Origin of the sequence: Pantoea sp. LS15 (assembly GCF_012241585.1) — a bacterium.
Classification (GTDB): Bacteria; Pseudomonadota; Gammaproteobacteria; order Enterobacterales; family Enterobacteriaceae; genus Enterobacter.
This window is the reverse complement of sequence record NZ_JAAVXA010000002.1, coordinates 445,433-463,969: the sequence shown is the minus strand read 5'-3', so window position 1 is coordinate 463,969 and position 18,537 is coordinate 445,433. Positions and strand designations below refer to the sequence as shown.

General features: G+C 56.3%; 11 protein-coding genes. 8 read left to right on the top strand and 3 right to left on the bottom strand.

Features of this window, described 5'->3' with window-relative positions; all coding sequences use genetic code 11:
- Positions 1–20: 20 nt before the first annotated feature.
- Together dcd and udk are read right to left on the bottom strand one after the other, a co-directional pair.
- Positions 21–602 (bottom strand): dCTP deaminase, encoded by a 582-nt coding sequence (dcd, locus tag HED65_RS05585; protein WP_114977763.1) that lies wholly within the window; start codon positions 600–602, stop codon positions 21–23.
- 91 nt (positions 603–693) lie between these two features.
- Complete coding sequence (gene udk / locus HED65_RS05580; RefSeq protein ID WP_008500855.1) at positions 694–1,335, bottom strand: uridine kinase; 642 nt, start codon at positions 1,333–1,335, stop codon at positions 694–696.
- A gap of 343 nt (positions 1,336–1,678) precedes the next feature.
- Between udk and HED65_RS05575 the strand changes: the two genes are divergently transcribed.
- Positions 1,679–5,008, top strand: a complete 3,330-nt coding sequence (locus HED65_RS05575) for a diguanylate cyclase (protein ID WP_114977822.1) — start codon at positions 1,679–1,681, stop codon at positions 5,006–5,008.
- On the opposite strand, the gene alkA is transcribed toward HED65_RS05575, so the two are convergent.
- Entirely contained in the window at positions 4,973–5,845 is an 873-nt protein-coding gene (gene alkA / locus HED65_RS05570) for a DNA-3-methyladenine glycosylase 2 (protein WP_114977762.1), read from the bottom strand. The genes HED65_RS05575 and alkA overlap by 36 nt on opposite strands.
- A gap of 130 nt (positions 5,846–5,975) precedes the next feature.
- On the opposite strand from alkA, the gene yegD reads away from it, so the two are divergent.
- The 7 genes from yegD (at position 5,976) to baeR (ending at position 18,435) form a co-directional block, all read left to right on the top strand.
- Positions 5,976–7,328 (top strand): molecular chaperone, encoded by a 1,353-nt coding sequence (gene yegD, locus HED65_RS05565; RefSeq protein WP_114977761.1) that lies wholly within the window; start codon positions 5,976–5,978, stop codon positions 7,326–7,328.
- 169 nt (positions 7,329–7,497) lie between these two features.
- Entirely contained in the window at positions 7,498–8,700 is a 1,203-nt protein-coding gene (locus HED65_RS05560) for an MdtA/MuxA family multidrug efflux RND transporter periplasmic adaptor subunit (protein WP_114977760.1), read from the top strand.
- Positions 8,700–11,822 carry an MdtB/MuxB family multidrug efflux RND transporter permease subunit gene (locus tag HED65_RS05555; protein WP_114977759.1) on the top strand — a complete coding sequence of 1,041 codons (3,123 nt, stop codon included), beginning with the start codon at positions 8,700–8,702 and terminating at the stop codon, positions 11,820–11,822. The genes HED65_RS05560 and HED65_RS05555 overlap by 1 nt, the downstream gene beginning before the upstream one ends.
- Entirely contained in the window at positions 11,823–14,900 is a 3,078-nt protein-coding gene (gene mdtC, locus HED65_RS05550; protein ID WP_114977758.1) for a multidrug efflux RND transporter permease subunit MdtC, read from the top strand.
- On the top strand, positions 14,901–16,316 hold the full coding sequence (locus HED65_RS05545) for an MFS transporter (RefSeq protein ID WP_114977757.1): 1,416 nt from the start codon (positions 14,901–14,903) through the stop codon (positions 16,314–16,316).
- Complete coding sequence (gene baeS / locus HED65_RS05540; RefSeq protein WP_114977756.1) at positions 16,313–17,716, top strand: envelope stress sensor histidine kinase BaeS; 1,404 nt, start codon at positions 16,313–16,315, stop codon at positions 17,714–17,716. Before HED65_RS05545 ends, baeS begins: the two co-directional genes overlap by 4 nt.
- Positions 17,713–18,435 (top strand): envelope stress response regulator BaeR, encoded by a 723-nt coding sequence (gene baeR / locus HED65_RS05535; protein WP_114977755.1) that lies wholly within the window; start codon positions 17,713–17,715, stop codon positions 18,433–18,435. Before baeS ends, baeR begins: the two co-directional genes overlap by 4 nt.
- Positions 18,436–18,537 lie beyond the last annotated feature (102 nt).

Sequence of the window (18,537 nt, the reverse complement as noted above, 5' to 3'; positions counted from 1 at the left end):
ATCCTCAGTGGACTAACTGATCAGTCTTTATCAATACGGCTGGCAACCGCACCCTGCTGGTCGCGATATTTTGCGTCCTGACGGCGGTTATAAGGACGCTCGGCCGGGCCAGTCAGCGGTTCAAAGCTCAGCGCACCAATCATCATGCCCGGGCGCAGTGCCAGAGGCAGTTTACCGGCATTGAAGAACTCCAGCACGATACGGCCAGACCAGCCGGGATCAATACGGTGCGCGGTCACGTGAACCATCAACCCCAGTCGCGCCAGTGAAGAGCGGCCATCCAGCCAGCCAACCAGGTCCGCCGGCAGCGTCACGGATTCATACGTCACCGCCAGCGCCAGTTCACCTGGGTGCAAATAAAAGGCTTCGCCTTCGTCGATGACGATTTCATCACTCATCACGCGATCAAGCGCGGCGCTGACTTCATCCTTCGGCCCGCTGAGGTCGATGAACGGCGCGGTATGGCCACTAAAGGTACGGAATTTATTCCCCAACCGCACATCAACGGTCACACCATTGATACGCTCCACCGGTGGACGCGGGGTAATAGACAAACGGCCTTCATCCAGCCAGGCTTCAATATCGCGATCACAAAGACGCATGGCACTTTCTCCTTTCATGCATCGTACCCTGAGGCGGTAAACACTCAGGGTAAAACCAGGTTATCGCTGAACGGTACACAATTCACGCGGCTTATTCAAAAAACTGGCTGATTTTCGCTTTTAAGATATCAATAGCAATGCGGTTTTTGCCCCCACGTGGCACGATGATATCGGCGTATTGCTTGGACGGTTCAATGAATTGCAGGAACATTGGACGGACTGTTTTCTGGTATTGCGCCATGACGGAGTCCATTGAACGACCGCGCTCATTAACGTCACGTTTGATGCGGCGCATCAGGCAGATATCCAGCGGGGTATCGACGAAAATCGAGAAGTTCATGGATTCACGCAGACGGGCATCCGTCAGGAGCAGAATACCTTCAAGGATGATGACCTTCTTCGGCTCGATGCGGATGGTTTCCTGAGTGCGGGTATGTTCTACATAACTGTAAACGGGCAGTTCAATCGCCTGACCACTCTTAAGTGCTTCCAGATGCTGGAACAGTAAACTGTGATCCATTGCATTTGGGTGGTCATAGTTGGTTTTTACGCGCTCTTCCATCGACAGATGGGATTGATCTTTGTAATAGCTGTCTTCGGGAATGACGCCGATGTGCTCATCACCTACTTGTTCACGCAGTTCGCGATAAAGCGTACTGGCAATTAGACTTTTACCTGAAGCCGATGCGCCGGCGATGCCTATAATGACGCACTGATGAGACTTATCAGTCATAAATTTAGCGACCTGATTAACCTGGATGTTAAGGAAGGACGACGCCGGAGCGTCAAACGCGGCAATTATAGGGATTTCGGGGGCGTGATACCAGTCGAAAGCGCAGGTTCTGCGAGACAGCCTGAAAAGTGACGTATTATTCCTTTAGTGAAATTTAAACGGACACTTTTTCAGCAATCAATATGAATTTTATAAAGAGTAACTATTTAATAAGTCTATGATGTCAAATTATGAGCAGTCACCATATGAATTGTAAATTGTTTGTACTAGCATAAACCAAATTATCAAATTCACTCGTCCGGACTTCTTTCCTGACGGCATGGCGTCTCTGGATAAAGCGGTAATGAATAAACAATACCAGCGGGTTTTGGTTACCACCCCACATCCTTTATTACGACTTGTCTGTCTGGGCCTGGTCACCTTTATCTTTACCTTATTTTCGCTGGAGCTTACTCGCTTCGGTACTCTGCTGGCGCCGCTCTGGTTTCCCACCGCCATCATGATGGTGGCGTTTTACCGCCACGCCGGAAAAATGTGGCCGGGGATAGCCCTGGCCTGTTCGTTTGGCAATATTCTGGCTTCATGGATGCTGTTTTCGTGGGGGGCGACAAGCTTCATCTACCCCTTAATCAACGTTATTGAGGCTGTCATTGGTGCGTTATTACTGCGCAAATTGCTCCCGTGGTATAACCCGCTGCAAAATCTGAATGACTGGATCCGTCTGGCCATTGGCAGCGCGCTGGTGCCACCACTGGTGGGTGGTGTTCTGGTCTATTTTCTGGCCCCCACTCCAGAACCACTGCGTAATTTCCTCGTCTGGGTCTTGTCTGAAGCCATTGGTGCGCTGGCGCTGGTGCCATTAGGGTTGCTGTTTAAACCGCATTATCTGCTGCGACATCGTGACCCGAAATTGCTGCTGGAAACGCTGACCACCATGGCAGTGACGTTAGTCCTCAGTTGGGCAGCGATCACCTGGCTGCCGTGGCCCTTTACCTGCGTTATCGTTCTGCTCATGTGGAGTGCCGTGCGCCTGCCGCGAATGGAAGCGTTCATGGTGTTTCTGGTCACCGTCATGGTAGTTTCCCTGATGATCGCCCGTAACCCTGTGGCGCTGACCACTCAGCATACTAACGCCATGTTGAATGCGCCGTGGCTACCGTTCCTGATGCTGCTCCTGCCTGCCAACGTGATGACTATGGTGATGTATGCTTTCCGTGCAGAACGCAAACATATTACCGAGAGCGAGGAGCGTTTTCGTAACGCGATGGAGTATTCCGCCATCGGTATGGCGCTGGTCAGCATTGAGGGCAAATGGCTTCAGGCTAACAAGGCTCTGTGCAACTTTCTCGGTTACAGCCAGACGGAACTCCAGTCGCTCACCTTCCAGCAGTTAACCTGGCCGGAAGATTTACATACCGACCTGGAACAACTGGAGCAACTGGTCAACGGTGAGATTAATACCTACACCCTTGAGAAACGCTATTACACGCGCAATGGAGAGGTGGTCTGGGCGCTTCTTGCTGTCTCTGTCGTGCGCCATACCGACGGTTCACCCCTCTATTTTATCGCCCAGATCGAAGATATTAACGACCTGAAACAGACCGAATGGGTCAACAGACGCCTGATGGAGCGTATTACGCTTGCCAACGAAGCGGGGGGTATCGGCATCTGGGAGTGGGATCTGGAGCCTGACATTATCAGCTGGGATAAGCGGATGTTCGAGCTGTATGAAATACCGCCGCACATCAAGCCCACCTGGCAACTCTGGCACGAAACGATGCTGCCTGAAGATCGCGCGCATGCAGAAAAGGTGCTGCGGGACTCCCTGATTTCCCGTCTGCCGTTTAAGCTTGAATTCCGCATCCGCGTGAAGGAAGGCGTGAGACATATCCGCTCTCTGGCGAACCGGGTGCTGAACAAGCAGGGCGAAGTCGAACGCCTGCTCGGTATCAACATGGACATGACCGAAGTTAAGCAACTCAACGAGGCCCTGTTCCAGGAAAAAGAGCGTCTGCACATAACCCTCGACTCCATCGGCGAAGCGGTGCTGTGCACCGATATCAACATGAATGTCACCTTCATGAACCCGGTTGCCGAGAAAATGAGCGGCTGGCTGCAGACCGAAGCTATCGGTCAGCCCATCCTGCGGGTGCTGCATATTACCTTTGGTGAAAAAGGGCCGCTGATGGAGAACATTCATAGCGGTGATATGTCCCGTTCCGATATCGATCAGGACGTGGTCCTGAACTGCCGCACCGGCGGTTATTTTGATATTCATTACAGCATTACGCCGCTCAGCACACTGGACGGACAAAACATTGGCTCGGTTATCGTGATTCAGGATGTGACTGAGTCGCGCAAAATGCTGCGTCAGTTGAGTTACAGCGCTTCCCACGATGCCCTGACCCACCTGGCAAACCGGGTCAGCTTCGAAAATCATCTCAAACGGCTCTTGCAGACCGTTCGCGAAACGCGCCAGCGTCATGCGCTGGTCTTTATCGATCTTGATCGTTTCAAAGCGGTCAACGATACGGCAGGCCATGCCGCAGGTGATGCCCTGCTCCGGGAGCTCTCTTCATTAATGTTGACCATGCTCCGCTCCAGCGATGTACTGGCGCGTCTGGGCGGGGACGAATTCGGTTTGCTGTTACCGGACTGCAACATAGAGAGCGCACGTTATATCGCCAGTCGCCTGATCGATACCATTAATGGCTATCACTTTATGTGGGAAGGTCGCCTGCACAGAATTGGCGCCAGCGCAGGTATCACGTTGATTGATGAAAATAATCATCAGGCATCAGAGATCATGTCGCAGGCTGATATCGCCTGTTATGCCTCGAAAAACAGTGGGCGCGGCATAGTCACGGTTTACGAACCTCAGCAGGAGCGGGATCACAGCGCACGCAGCATGATGTCACTGGATGAACAGTGGCACATGATTAAAGACAATCATCTGATGATGATAGCCCGCAGTGTTGCCTCACCACGCATACCGGAAAGCTGTAACTTCTGGCTCATTTCGTTACGCCTGTGGACCAGCCAGGGCGAAGTACAGGAAGAACACGCCTTCCGATCTGGCCTGGCGGAACCTGAGCTGTTGCACGCTCTCGACAGACGGATCTTTAGTGAGTTTTTCCGTACCTCTGCCGCACAAGTCGCGAGTAAAGGTATGGGGGTCGCACTGCCGCTTTCTGAGGTCGGTTTGGCTAGCATGACGCTGGTCGATGAACTTCTCGACCTGCTGGATAAAAGCCCACTGCCGGGCCGTCTTCTGCATCTGATCATCCCTGCCGATGTGGTGTGCAACCCGGATGAAAACCTGCAACGCGGGCTGCAAAAGCTTCGTCAGGCGGGCTGCCGTGTGATCTTCAGTCAGGTGGGGCGTGACATGAACGTCTTTACCCACCTGAGCGCGAATATGGCCGACTATCTGATGCTGGACGCGGAAGTGGTGACCAACGTTTATGGCAATCTGATGGATGAGATGATGGTAACTATCATCCAGGGCCATGCCCAGCGTCTGGGGATGAAAACCATCGCAGGTCCCTGTAATCAGCCGATCATGATGGATACACTCTCTGGCATCGGGCTCGATTTTATTTATGGTGACACGATTGCCGAGCCACAGCCGCTGGATCTACTGCTCAATACCAGTTATTTCGCTATCAACTGACGGCGCCCAGCCGTCGGTATACCAGATGTGCAGCAGCGCGTAAGAGCGCCAGGGCTGCCAGCGCTGAGCATAGCGACGAATTTGCGCTGGCGTCATCCCGGCGAAGCGTTGCTTAATCAGATAATCATCCGGCAGAAAAACATCCTTCGCCTGCCAGCCGCGCAGAGCCAGATAGTTTGCCGTCCAGCGCCCTATTCCAGGCCGCTGCTGTAACGCCTTCATACCTGCCTCCACGTCCTCGGGTGGCGTCAGCGGAAATGTGCCGTCAATCACCGATTGCGCCAGATGAATCAACGACTCAGCGCGTTTGACTGGCATCCCGAGCGCTTTCAGCGCCAGCGGGTCCGTTGCGGCCAGCGCTTGTGGTGTGGGGAAGCAGACATAACCTGGCGAATCGTTTACCGGTTCACCACACAGTGCGACAACGCGTGAAGCCAGTTTTGCCGCCATTGCCACACTGACCAGTTGCCCGAGAATGGCCCGCACGCCCTGTTCGTAAGCATCCATTGCTCCCGGCAAACGTAAACCAGGCCGTGCAACGCCGAGATCGCCAAGTGTCTTGTGAATTTCATGCGGATCACAGGCCAGATCGAACAGACGCCCAATACGCTCAAGACAGGTTTGCGCAACCGGGATTAACCCGGGGCTCAGTGTCACCTGTAGCCTGTGGGTCAGGTTATCCGGTGTGACGCGAAAGATCCCCTGGTGCCCCTCACAGGCGAAACTGCGCTCGTAATAGTGGTCAGTGACGGTCTCGACACCCTCTACCGCACGCGCGCCAAGAAAGCCAAACATCCATTGCCAGTCATAAGGGGGTTGCCAGGTCAGGGTATACATTGTCGCTCCTTTTTTGTTCCCCTCAGCATAAACCGAAAGACCTTGTTTCGCCTTGCTTTCATATTCCTGTTGTCGCGATGCAGACATTTCGTTAAAGTCTCGCCCCTTCTCACTGGCATGGGGATTATTCGTGTTTATTGGATTTGACTACGGTACGGCAAACTGCTCAGTTGCAATTATGCAAGACGGACAGCCACAGCTCCTGAAAATGGAAAAAGAGAGCACGCTACTGCCATCAATGCTCTGCGCACCTACCCGCGAAGCAGTCAGCGAATGGCTGTTCCGCCATCATCAGGTTCCGGCCACAGCGGCGGAGACCCAGGCCCTGCTGCGCCGGGCGGTCAGTTTTAACCGCGAGGAAGATATCGACGTTACGCCTTCCAGCGTGCAATTCGGCCTCTCTTCGCTCGGGCAGTACATCGAAGATCCCGAAGAGGTTTACTTCGTTAAATCACCAAAATCCTTCCTGGGGGCCAGCGGTCTGAAGCCACAGCAGGTAGCGATGTTTGAAGATCTGGTCTGCGCCATGATGCTGCACATTCGCAATCAGGCGCAAACCCAGGTGTCGGAAGCGATCACCCAGGCGGTGATTGGCCGTCCGATCAACTTCCAGGGACTGGGGGGAGATGACGCTAACCAGCAGGCACAGGGTATCCTTGAACGTGCGGCGCACCGTGCTGGCTTCCGTGACGTAGTGTTCCAGTATGAGCCCGTTGCAGCGGGACTGGATTTTGAAGCCACGCTGACGGAAGAGAAACGCGTATTAGTCGTGGATATCGGCGGCGGTACGACGGACTGCTCGTTGCTGCTGATGGGGCCGCAATGGCATAACCGTCGTGACCGCGAAAACAGCTTGCTGGGGCACAGTGGTTGCCGCATCGGCGGTAACGATCTCGATATTGCCCTGGCATTCAAGAGCCTGATGCCACTGCTTGGCATGGGCGGACAAACTGAAAAAGGGATCGCTCTGCCAATCCTGCCATGGTGGAACGCTATCGCGATTAACGACGTCCCGGCGCAGAGTGATTTTTACAGCACGGCAAATGGCCGTTTCCTGAACGACCTGGTGCGCGATGCACAGGACGCAGATAAAGTTGCCCTGCTGTATAAAGTGTGGCGTCAGCGCCTGAGCTACCGTGTGGTGCGTACTGCTGAAGAGAGCAAAATTGCCCTTTCCGACCGCGCTGAGCATGCGGTCTCCTTGCCGTTTATCAGCGACGATCTGGCCACCGCGATTTCACAGGACGGGCTGGAGGCAGCGCTCGCTCAGCCGCTACAGCGTATTCTGGAGCAGGTGCAGCTGGCACTGGAGAACGGTAAAGAAAAGCCTGACGTGATTTACCTCACCGGGGGTAGCGCGCGTTCACCGCTGATTAAGAAAGCGCTGGCCGAACAGTTGCCAGGCATTCCGATTGCGGGTGGCGATGACTTTGGTTCCGTTACAGCCGGTCTGGCGCGCTGGGCGCAGGTGATGTTTAGCTAGTGTTGTTGCAGTGCGGGCTGGTGCCCTCTCCCACCGGGAGAGGGAAAAAACCGCGGCGATACTCTCAGACCATTCCTGACAGTCTTCCATATTTCCTCCATTTTTCCGCTATGTTGCCTGACTAAACTAGTATCATTCCCCGAAGTATTCAGGATGAGAACGTATAACGATGAAAGGCCGTAATAAATCCCGCTGGGCAATCGCCGCTGGCATCATTGTGGTGGCCCTTGCCGCCGCCTGGTACTGGCACAGTCAATCCGCAAACTCCGCAGCCCCCGCGGGCGCCACCAGCCAGCCACAACGCCCAACGGGTGGAGGGCGTCACGGTATGCGCGGCGGTGCGCTGGCACCTGTACAGGCGGCTACGGCGGTGAATAAAGCCGTTCCGCGCTATCTTACGGGTCTTGGGACGATTACCGCCGCCAACACCGTAACAGTACGCAGCCGTGTCGATGGCCAACTGATGGCCATTCACTTCCAGGAAGGTCAGCAGGTCAAAGCAGGCGATCTGTTGGCAGAAATCGACCCGAGCCAGTTCAAGGTGGCGCTGGCCCAGGCGCAGGGACAACTCGCGAAAGACAACGCCACGCTCGCCAACGCCCGGCGCGATTTAGCACGCTACCAGCAACTGGTGAAAACCAACCTGGTATCGCGTCAGGAGCTGGATACCCAGCAGTCGCTGGTCAGCGAAACGCAGGGCACCATTAAAGCCGATGAAGCCGCCGTAGCCAGCGCACAACTGCAACTGGACTGGAGCCGCATCACCTCGCCGATTGACGGGCGCGTCGGCCTGAAGCAGGTCGATATCGGCAACCAAATCTCAAGTGGCGACACCACAGGCATCGTAGTGATCACCCAAACCCATCCGATCGATTTAGTCTTTACCCTGCCGGAAAGTGAAATTGCGACGGTGGTGCAGGCGCAAAAAGCTGGAAAGGGGTTGGTAGTGGAAGCATGGGATCGTACCAACAAGCAGAAACTCAGCGAAGGTTCCCTGCTCAGTCTGGACAACCAGATCGACACCACCACCGGCACCATCAAGCTCAAAGCACGGTTTAATAACCAGGACGACGCCCTCTTCCCGAACCAGTTCGTCAATGCGCGGATGCTGGTTGCGACTGAAGGAAACGCAGTGGTGATCCCATCAGCAGCACTGCAGATGGGTAATGAGGGGAACTTTGTCTGGGTACTGAACAGCGACAATAAAGTCAGCAAGCATCTGGTGAAAACCGGGATTCAGGACAGCCAGATGGTGGTCATCAGCGCCGGGCTTTCCGCGGGCGACCGCGTGGTCACGGACGGCATTGACCGTCTGACCGAAGGGGCGAAAGTGGAAGTGGTTGAACCTGCGAAACAGGGGGAGAAAGCCTGATGCAGGTGATGCCTCCAGATTCTACAGGTGGGCCGTCACGCCTGTTCATTTTACGTCCTGTTGCTACCACGCTGTTGATGGTGGCAATCCTGCTGGCCGGGATTATCGGCTATCGCTTCCTGCCCGTTTCGGCGCTCCCGGAGGTGGATTACCCAACCATTCAGGTGGTGACGCTTTATCCTGGCGCCAGCCCGGACGTGGTGACGTCAGCCATTACCGCACCGCTGGAGCGCCAGTTCGGTCAGATGTCTGGCCTGAAACAGATGTCCTCCCAGAGTTCCGGCGGGGCATCCGTCGTGACGCTCCAGTTCCAGCTGACGCTGTCACTGGATGTCGCGGAGCAGGAGGTACAGGCCGCCATCAACGCGGCCACCAACCTGCTGCCGTCAGACCTACCTAATCCACCGATCTACAGCAAAGTGAACCCGGCGGATCCGCCGATCATGACGCTTGCCGTCACCTCTTCCGCCATGCCGATGACGCAGGTGGAAGATATGGTCGAAACCCGCGTGGCGCAGAAAATTTCTCAGGTATCCGGTGTCGGCCTTGTCACACTGGCAGGCGGGCAACGCCCGGCGGTGCGTGTGAAGCTCAACGCCCAGGCGATTGCCGCACTGGGGCTGACCAGCGAAACCATTCGCAGCGCCATCAGCAATGCTAACGTCAACTCGGCAAAAGGCTCACTGGACGGTCCAACGCGTGCCGTCACGCTCTCCGCGAACGACCAGATGCAGTCCGCCGATGAATACCGTCAGTTGATTATTGCTTACCAGAACGGTGCGCCGGTGCGTCTTGGCGATGTCGCGACAGTCGAACAAGGGGCGGAAAACAGCTGGCTGGGTGCCTGGGCGAACAAACAACAGGCGATCGTGATGAACGTTCAGCGTCAGCCGGGCGCAAACATCATTGAAACCGCCGACAGTATTCGCACTATGCTGCCACAGTTGATTGAAAGCCTGCCGAAATCGGTCAGCGTAAAAGTGCTTTCTGACCGCACCACGAATATTCGCGCGTCGGTCGCCGACACCCAGTTCGAGCTGATGCTGGCGATTGCGCTGGTGGTGATGATTATCTATCTGTTCCTGCGCAACGTTCCGGCAACCATCATTCCCGCCGTCGCCGTCCCGCTCTCGCTGGTGGGGACATTTGCCGTGATGGTGTTCCTCGATTTCTCGATCAACAACCTGACGCTGATGGCGCTCACCATCGCTACCGGATTCGTGGTGGATGACGCCATCGTGGTCATCGAGAACATCTCGCGCTATATCGAGAAAGGCGAAAAACCGCTGGCGGCCGCGCTGAAAGGTGCGGGCGAGATCGGCTTTACCATCATCTCGCTGACCTTCTCGCTGATCGCGGTGTTGATCCCGCTGCTGTTTATGGGCGATATCGTCGGACGTCTGTTCCGTGAGTTTGCCGTGACCCTGGCAGTCGCCATTTTGATTTCTGCGGTTGTTTCACTGACACTGACGCCGATGATGTGCGCCCGCATGCTAAGCCACGAGTCCCTGCGCAAGCAAAACCGTTTCTCCCGCGCCTCCGAACGAATATTCGAACGCATTATCGCGGCGTACGGACGTTTGCTGGCGAAAGTGCTCAACCATCCGTGGGCAACGCTCGGCGTGGCACTCGGTACACTGGCGCTCAGCGTCCTGTTGTGGATCGTTATTCCGAAGGGCTTTTTCCCGATTCAGGATAACGGCATTATTCAGGGCACGCTTCAGGCACCGCAGTCGGTCTCCTTCGCTAACATGGCACAGCGGCAGCAGCAGGTGTCTGAGATCATCATGAAAGATCCGGCGGTGGAAAGCCTGACCTCCTATGTCGGCGTGGATGGCACAAACCCCTCTCTGAACAGCGCACGTCTGCAAATCAACCTTAAGCCATTGAGTCAGCGCGACGATCGCGTAAACGCGGTGATTGAACGTCTGCAAGAGTCCGTGGCGCGCGTGCCTGGCGTGGAACTTTATCTGCAGCCGATTCAGGATTTGACCATTGATACCCAGGTCAGCCGTACCCAGTACCAGTTCACGCTACAGGCCACCACACTGGACGCTCTCAGCACCTGGGTGCCGCAACTGGTAGATAAGCTAAAAACCCTGCCGCAGCTCTCTGACGTCAGCAGCGACTGGCAGGACAAAGGTCTGGCAGCGTATGTGAATGTGAATCGTGACACCGCCAGCCGACTGGGCATCACCATGGCAGACGTTGATAACGCGCTGTATAACGCCTTTGGGCAGCGACTGATCTCCACGATTTACACCCAGGCGAATCAGTATCGCGTGGTGCTGGAGCACAACACCGAGCACACGCCTGGCCTGGCGGGGCTGGACTCGGTACGCCTGACCAGCAAAGACGGGGGTATTGTGCCGTTAAGCGCCATCTCGACCGTGGAAGAGCGCTATACCCCGCTGTCGATTAACCATCTGGATCAGTTCCCGTCCACCACCATTTCTTTCAACGTACCGGATAACTATTCACTTGGCGAAGCCGTGGAAGCGATTCTGGCCGCTGAGAAAACGCTGAGCTTCCCGTCCGATATTCAGACCCAGTTCCAGGGCAGTACGCTGGCATTCCAGGCGGCACTCGGCAACACCATCTGGCTGATTGTCGCGGCGGTGGTCGCAATGTATATCGTGCTCGGTGTGCTGTATGAAAGCTTTATCCATCCGATCACCATCCTCTCTACCCTGCCGACGGCAGGTGTCGGGGCACTGCTGGCATTGATGCTGGCGGGGAGCGAACTGGATGTGATTGCGATCATCGGCATCATCCTGCTTATCGGGATCGTGAAGAAAAACGCCATCATGATGATCGACTTTGCCCTAGCTGCCGAGCGCGAGCAGGGGATGAACCCGCGCGATGCGATTTTCCAGGCCTGTCTGCTGCGTTTTCGTCCGATCCTGATGACCACCCTGGCCGCCTTGCTGGGTGCGCTGCCGCTGATGCTCAGTACTGGCGTCGGCGCGGAATTGCGTCGTCCGCTGGGGATCGGGATGGTGGGTGGTCTGCTGGTGAGCCAGGTGCTGACCCTCTTCACCACGCCGGTGGTCTACCTGCTGTTTGACCGCCTGGCGCTGTGGACCAAAAGCCGCTTCCCGAAACGTGAAGAGGAGGCATAAGTGAAGTTTTTCGCCCTCTTCATTTATCGCCCGGTGGCGACGATTTTAATCTCGCTCGCCATCACCCTGTGCGGCGTGCTGGGTTTCCGGCTGCTGCCGGTGGCTCCCCTGCCGCAGGTAGATTTCCCGGTGATCATGGTCAGTGCCTCGCTGCCTGGCGCATCGCCGGAAACGATGGCCTCGTCGGTCGCCACGCCGCTGGAACGTTCGCTCGGGCGGATTGCCGGAATTAACGAGATGACCTCCAGCAGCTCGCTGGGCAGCACGCGTATCATTCTGGAGTTCAGCTTCGATCGCGATATTAACGGTGCGGCACGCGACGTGCAGGCTGCCATTAACGCCGCGCAAAGCCTGCTCCCGAGCGGGATGCCGAGCCGCCCGACCTACCGCAAGGCTAACCCGTCCGATGCGCCGATCATGATCCTGACACTGACCTCGGATACCTACTCGCAAGGGCAATTGTACGACTTTGCCTCTACCCAACTGGCGCAAACGATCTCACAAATCAATGGCGTCGGCGACGTGAGCGTCGGCGGAAGTTCCCTGCCCGCTGTCCGTGTGGGCTTAAACCCGCAGGCGCTGTTTAATCAGGGCGTGTCACTGGATGATGTGCGCTCCGCTATCAGCAATGCCAATGTGCGTAAACCGCAGGGGGCGGTTGAGGACAAGAGTCACCGCTGGCAGATCCAGACGAATGACGAGCTAAAAACTGCCGCCGAATATCAGCCACTGATCATCCACTATAACAACGGTGCGGCGGTGCGTTTAAGTGACGTCGCCAGCGTCACCGACTCGGTGCAGGACGTGCGTAACGCCGGGATGACCAACGCCAAACCGGCGATTTTGCTGATGATCCGCAAGCTGCCGGAAGCCAACATTATTGAGACGGTGAACAGCATCCGCGCGCGTCTTCCGGTGTTGCAGGAGACGATCCCGGCTGAGATCGATTTGCAGATTGCCCAGGATCGCTCCCCGACTATTCGCGCCTCACTTGAAGAGGTGGAGCAAACGCTGGTTATCTCCGTTGCGCTGGTGATCCTGGTGGTATTCCTGTTCCTGCGTTCAGGCCGCGCGACGCTGATCCCGGCAGTCGCCGTTCCGGTGTCGCTGATTGGTACCTTTGCCGCCATGTTTCTGTGTGGCTTTAGCCTCAACAACCTGTCGCTGATGGCCTTGACCATCGCAACAGGATTTGTGGTCGATGACGCCATCGTGGTGCTGGAAAACATATCCCGCCATCTGGAAGCAGGTGTTAAACCGCTACAGGCGGCGCTTCAGGGGACGCGCGAAGTGGGCTTTACGGTGCTCTCCATGAGCCTGTCGCTGGTGGCGGTGTTCCTGCCACTGCTGCTGATGGGCGGGTTGCCGGGCCGGTTGCTGCGGGAGTTTGCCGTCACCCTCTCCGTCGCTATCGGTATTTCGCTGATCATCTCCCTTACGCTCACGCCAATGATGTGCGGCTGGATGCTCAAGCGCAGCAAACCACACTCGCAGCCGCGCCGTAAAGGCTTTGGTCGTATCCTGATGGCCATACAGGAGCGCTACGGCAAATCGCTGAAATGGGTGCTGAACCATACCCGGCTTGTCGGCCTGGTGCTGATCGGAACCATTGTGCTCAACGTCTGGATGTACATCACCATCCCGAAAACCTTCTTCCCGGAGCAGGATACCGGGGTGCTGATGGGCGGTATTCAGGCTGACCAGAGCATTTCGTTCCAGGCCATGCGCGGCAAGCTGCAGGACTTTATGAAGATTATCCGGGAAGATAAAGCGGTAGATAACGTGACCGGCTTTACGGGTGGGTCACGCGTCAACAGCGGGATGATGTTTATTACTCTGAAACCGCGCGGCGAGCGCAACGAAACCGCCCAGCAGGTGATTGACCGTCTTAGGGTGAAACTCGCTAAAGAGCCCGGTGCCAATCTGTTTTTGATGGCCGTTCAGGATATCCGCGTTGGCGGGCGTCAGGCGAATGCCAGCTATCAGTACACGCTGCTCTCTGATGATTTAGCAGCCCTGCGCGAGTGGGAGCCGAAGATCCGCAAGGCGCTGGCCGCCCTGCCGGAGCTGGCGGACGTGAACTCTGATCAGCAGGATAACGGTGCTGAAATGGCGCTGACCTACGACCGCGAGACCATGTCGCGTCTGGGTATTAACGTTGAAGCAGCCAACAGTCTGCTGAACAATGCCTTCGGTCAGCGCGAGATCTCCACCATCTATCAGCCGATGAACCAGTATAAGGTGGTGATGGAAGTTGATCCGCGTTACACCCAGGACATCAGTGCCCTGGACAAAATGTTTGTGATCAACAGCGACGGCAAGGCGATACCGCTCTCGTACTTCGCCAGCTGGCGGCCTGCCAACGCGCCGCTGTCGGTGAACCATCAAGGGCTGTCGGCAGCATCGACCATCTCCTTTAACCTGCCAGCCGGTTCATCACTTTCCGAGGCCAGCGATGCGATCAACCGCGCGATGACGCAGCTTGGCGTGCCGTCTACCGTACGCGGTAGCTTTGCCGGAACCGCCCAGGTATTTCAGGACACAATGAACTCGCAGGTGATTTTGATCCTGGCCGCCATTGCCACGGTCTATATTGTGCTTGGCATACTGTATGAGAGTTACGTTCATCCGCTGACGATCCTCTCGACGCTGCCATCGGCGGGCGTCGGGGCATTGCTGGCGCTGGAGTTGTTTGGTGCGCCATTCAGCCTTATCGCGCTCATCGGGATCATGCTATTAATCGGTATTGTGAAGAAAAATGCCATTATGATGGTGGACTTCGCGCTGGATGCTCAGCGTAACGGCAATCTGTCGCCAGAAGAGGCGATTTTCCAGGCCTGTCTGCTGCGTTTTCGTCCGATCATGATGACCACTCTGGCGGCGCTGTTTGGCGCGCTGCCGTTAGTTATCTCGGGTGGCGACGGTTCAGAGCTGCGCCAGCCGCTGGGGATCACGATTGTCGGTGGGCTGGTCATGAGCCAGTTGCTGACGCTGTATACCACGCCGGTGGTCTATCTCTTCTTTGACCGTCTGCGACTGCGTTTTTCGCGGAAAAACAGAACCACGGTGACCGAATAAATGACCGACCTCCCCGCTAATGTTCGCTGGCAATTATGGATAGTCGCCTTCGGCTTCTTTATGCAGTCGCTGGATACAACCATCGTCAATACCGCCCTCCCCTCGATGGCGAAAAGTCTGGGGGAGAGTCCGCTGCATATGCATATGGTAATTGTCTCCTACGTACTGACGGTTGCGGTGATGCTGCCTGCCAGCGGTTGGCTGGCCGACAAAGTCGGCGTGCGGAATATCTTCTTTACCGCGATCGTGTTGTTTACCACGGGTTCGCTGTTTTGCGCTCAGGCCAACACCCTCGACCAGCTAATCATGGCGCGGGTGTTGCAGGGCGTTGGCGGGGCGATGATGGTGCCCGTCGGGCGGTTAACAGTTATGAAGATTGTTCCACGTGAGCAATACATGGCGGCAATGACCTTTGTCACCCTTCCCGGTCAGGTGGGGCCGCTGCTGGGCCCGGCGCTGGGCGGTATGCTGGTGGAATACGCGTCATGGCACTGGATCTTCTTAATCAACCTTCCTGTCGGCATCATCGGTGCCATTGCCACTCTGGCGTTGATGCCCAACTACACCATGCAAACCCGACGCTTCGATTTCTTTGGTTTTATCCTGCTGGCAGGAGGAATGGCAACGCTGACGCTGGCACTCGACGGACAAAAAGGTCTGGGGATTTCGTCCCTGACGCTGGGTATTCTGGTTGCCCTCGGTTTCACGGCCATCCTCTGGTATTTGTGGCATGCCAGAGGTAACGATAAAGCACTGTTCAGTCTCTCACTGTTTAAAAACGCCACCTATCGCCTGGGCCTGTTCGGCAGCTTTGCCGGGCGCATCGGCAGCGGTATGTTGCCGTTTATGACCCCTGTGTTTTTGCAGATTGGGATGGGGTTTTCACCGTTTCATGCGGGCTTAATGATGATCCCGATGGTGCTGGGTAGCATGGGAATGAAGCGCATCGTGGTGCAGGTGGTAAACCGCTTTGGTTATCGTCACGTGCTGGTGACCGCCACGCTGGGGCTGGCGCTGGTCAGCCTGCTGTTTATGGCCGTGGCGCTGATGGGCTGGTACTACGTCCTGCCGCTGGTGCTGTTCTGCCAGGGGATTATCAACTCCATGCGCTTCTCGTCGATGAACACGCTGACGCTGAAAGATCTGCCGGACGATCTGGCAAGTAGCGGCAACAGCCTGCTGTCGATGGTTATGCAACTGTCCATGAGCGTGGGCGTCACCGTGGCGGGTTTACTGCTCGGTATGTACGGACAACACCATCTCAGCGTTGATACCCCGGTCGCGCATCAGGTCTTTTTATACACTTATCTCAGCATGGCGGTCATCATCGCCCTGCCCGCTTTCATCTTCGCCAGAGTGCCGGATGATACCAGCAAGAATGTCGTTATCCGGCGCAGTAAAAGGAGTGAATCATGAAATTCTGGCGACCGGGCATTACCGGTAAGCTCTTTGTCGCGATATTTACCACCTGTATTGTCCTGCTGATCAGCATGCACTGGGCCGTGCGGGTCAGTTTTGAACGTGGATTTATTGATTACATCAAGCATGGCAATGAGCAACGTTTGCAGGGGTTAAGCGATGCGCTGGGCGAGCAGTACGCCCAGCACGGCAACTGGCGTTTTCTGCGCAATAATGACCGATTCATTTTCCAGATCCTGCGCTCGCTGGAGCACGACACTGGCGACGATCGCCCTGGGCCAGGCATGCCGCCGCACGGCTGGCGCACTCAGTTTTGGGTAATCGATCAGGAAATGCGCACGCTGGTTGGCCCGCGTGCGCCGATTCCGCCTGACGGCACCCGTCGTGCGATCAAAGTGAATAACGCGACCGTCGGGTGGGTTATCGCCTCGCCGGTGGAGCGCCTGACGCGCAATACCGATATTAACTTTGACCGTCAACAGCGTCGGACAAGCTGGCTGATTGTCGCCTTCTCCACTCTGCTCGCCGCGCTTGCTACCTTCCCGATGGCACGCGGTCTGCTCGCCCCGGTGAAACGGCTGGTGGAGGGCACGCACAAGCTGGCCGCCGGGGATTTCACGACCCGCGTAGATACCCGCAGCCAGGATGAACTGGGTAAGCTGGCTCAGGACTTTAACCAGCTCGCCAGTACCCTGGAGAAAAACCAGCAGATGCGCCGCGATTTTATGGCCGACATTTCGCACGAGCTGCGCACCCCCCTGGCGGTGCTGCGCGGCGAGCTGGAAGCCATTCAGGACGGTGTACGCCAGTTCACGCCTGAATCGGTGGCCTCATTGCAGGCCGAAGTGGGCACGCTCACCAAACTGGTGGATGACCTCCACCAGCTCTCTATGTCAGATGAAGGGGCGCTGGCCTACCAGAAAGCGCCCGTCGACGTGATTAACGTCCTGGAAGTCACCACCGGCGCTTTCCGGGAACGTTTTGCCAGCCGCAATCTGAAAATTGATCTCTCCTTGCCAGACAGCGCGGTGGTGTTTGGTGACAAAGACCGGCTGATGCAGCTATTCAACAACCTGCTGGAAAACAGCCTGCGCTACACCGACAGCGGTGGCGGGCTGCATATCTCTGGCAAACAGGAAAACGGGAACTTTGCCCTGACCTTTGCCGATTCCGCCCCCGGCGTGCAGGACACACAGCTGGAAAAACTGTTTGAGCGTTTCTACCGTACTGAAGGTTCCCGCAACCGTGCCAGCGGCGGTTCCGGCCTGGGACTGGCGATTTGCGTTAACATCGTTGAGGCGCATAATGGCACGATCCGCGCCGCCCATTCGCCTTTTGGTGGGGTTAGCATTACAGTAGAGTTACCTCTGGAACGGGATTTATCGAGAGAAGCATGACCGAGTTACCGATTGACGAAAACACGCCACGCATTTTGATTGTGGAAGATGAGCCGAAACTTGGGCAGTTACTGATCGACTATTTACGCGCGGCAAGCTATGCCCCGTCGCTGATTAATCATGGCGACCAGGTACTGCCGTACGTACGCCAGACGCCGCCGGACCTGATCCTGCTGGACCTGATGCTCCCCGGTACCGACGGCCTGACGCTGTGCAGGGAAATTCGTCGCTTCTCCGACGTGCCCATCGTCATGGTCACCGCCAAAATTGAAGAGATTGACCGCCTGCTGGGCCTCGAAATTGGTGCTGATGATTACATCTGTAAACCCTACAGCCCACGTGAAGTCGTCGCCCGCGTGAAAACCATTCTGCGCCGCTGCAAGCCACATCGCGAACTGCAGGTGCTGGACGCAGAAAGTCCGCTGGTTGTGGATGAAAGCCGTTTTCAGGCAAGTTGGCGCAACAAGATGCTGGACCTGACCCCTGCTGAATTCCGCCTGCTGAAAACCCTCTCCCACGAGCCGGGGAAAGTCTTCTCCCGCGAGCAGTTGCTGAACCGTCTGTATGACGATTACCGCGTGGTGACTGACCGCACCATCGACAGCCATATCAAGAACCTGCGCCGTAAGCTGGAAGCGCTGGATGCCGAGCAGTCATTTATTCGCGCGGTGTATGGTGTGGGGTATCGCTGGGAAGCAGATGCATGCAGGATTGCGTGACATTTTCGCTATCAAACCCGCCACCGGCGGGTTTTTCATTTCTGGAATCCACACGATAATCAACCATACTCTCTTTACCGATGCGTTTATTTATCATCGGCA

Excerpts from the sequence above, each read along its gene's own strand:
- HED65_RS05545 (WP_114977757.1), top strand. The coding sequence starts at position 14,901 with ATGACCGACCTCCCCGCTAATGTTCGCTGGCAATTATGGATAGTCGCC.
- HED65_RS05555 (WP_114977759.1), top strand. The coding sequence starts at position 8,700 with ATGCAGGTGATGCCTCCAGATTCTACAGGTGGGCCGTCACGCCTGTTC.
- baeR (WP_114977755.1), top strand. The coding sequence starts at position 17,713 with ATGACCGAGTTACCGATTGACGAAAACACGCCACGCATTTTGATTGTG.
- baeS (WP_114977756.1), top strand. The coding sequence starts at position 16,313 with ATGAAATTCTGGCGACCGGGCATTACCGGTAAGCTCTTTGTCGCGATA.
- HED65_RS05560 (WP_114977760.1), top strand. The coding sequence starts at position 7,498 with ATGAAAGGCCGTAATAAATCCCGCTGGGCAATCGCCGCTGGCATCATT.
- alkA (WP_114977762.1), bottom strand. The coding sequence starts at position 5,845 with ATGTATACCCTGACCTGGCAACCCCCTTATGACTGGCAATGGATGTTT.
- dcd (WP_114977763.1), bottom strand. The coding sequence starts at position 602 with ATGCGTCTTTGTGATCGCGATATTGAAGCCTGGCTGGATGAAGGCCGT.
- udk (WP_008500855.1), bottom strand. The coding sequence starts at position 1,335 with ATGACTGATAAGTCTCATCAGTGCGTCATTATAGGCATCGCCGGCGCA.
- HED65_RS05575 (WP_114977822.1), top strand. The coding sequence starts at position 1,679 with ATGAATAAACAATACCAGCGGGTTTTGGTTACCACCCCACATCCTTTA.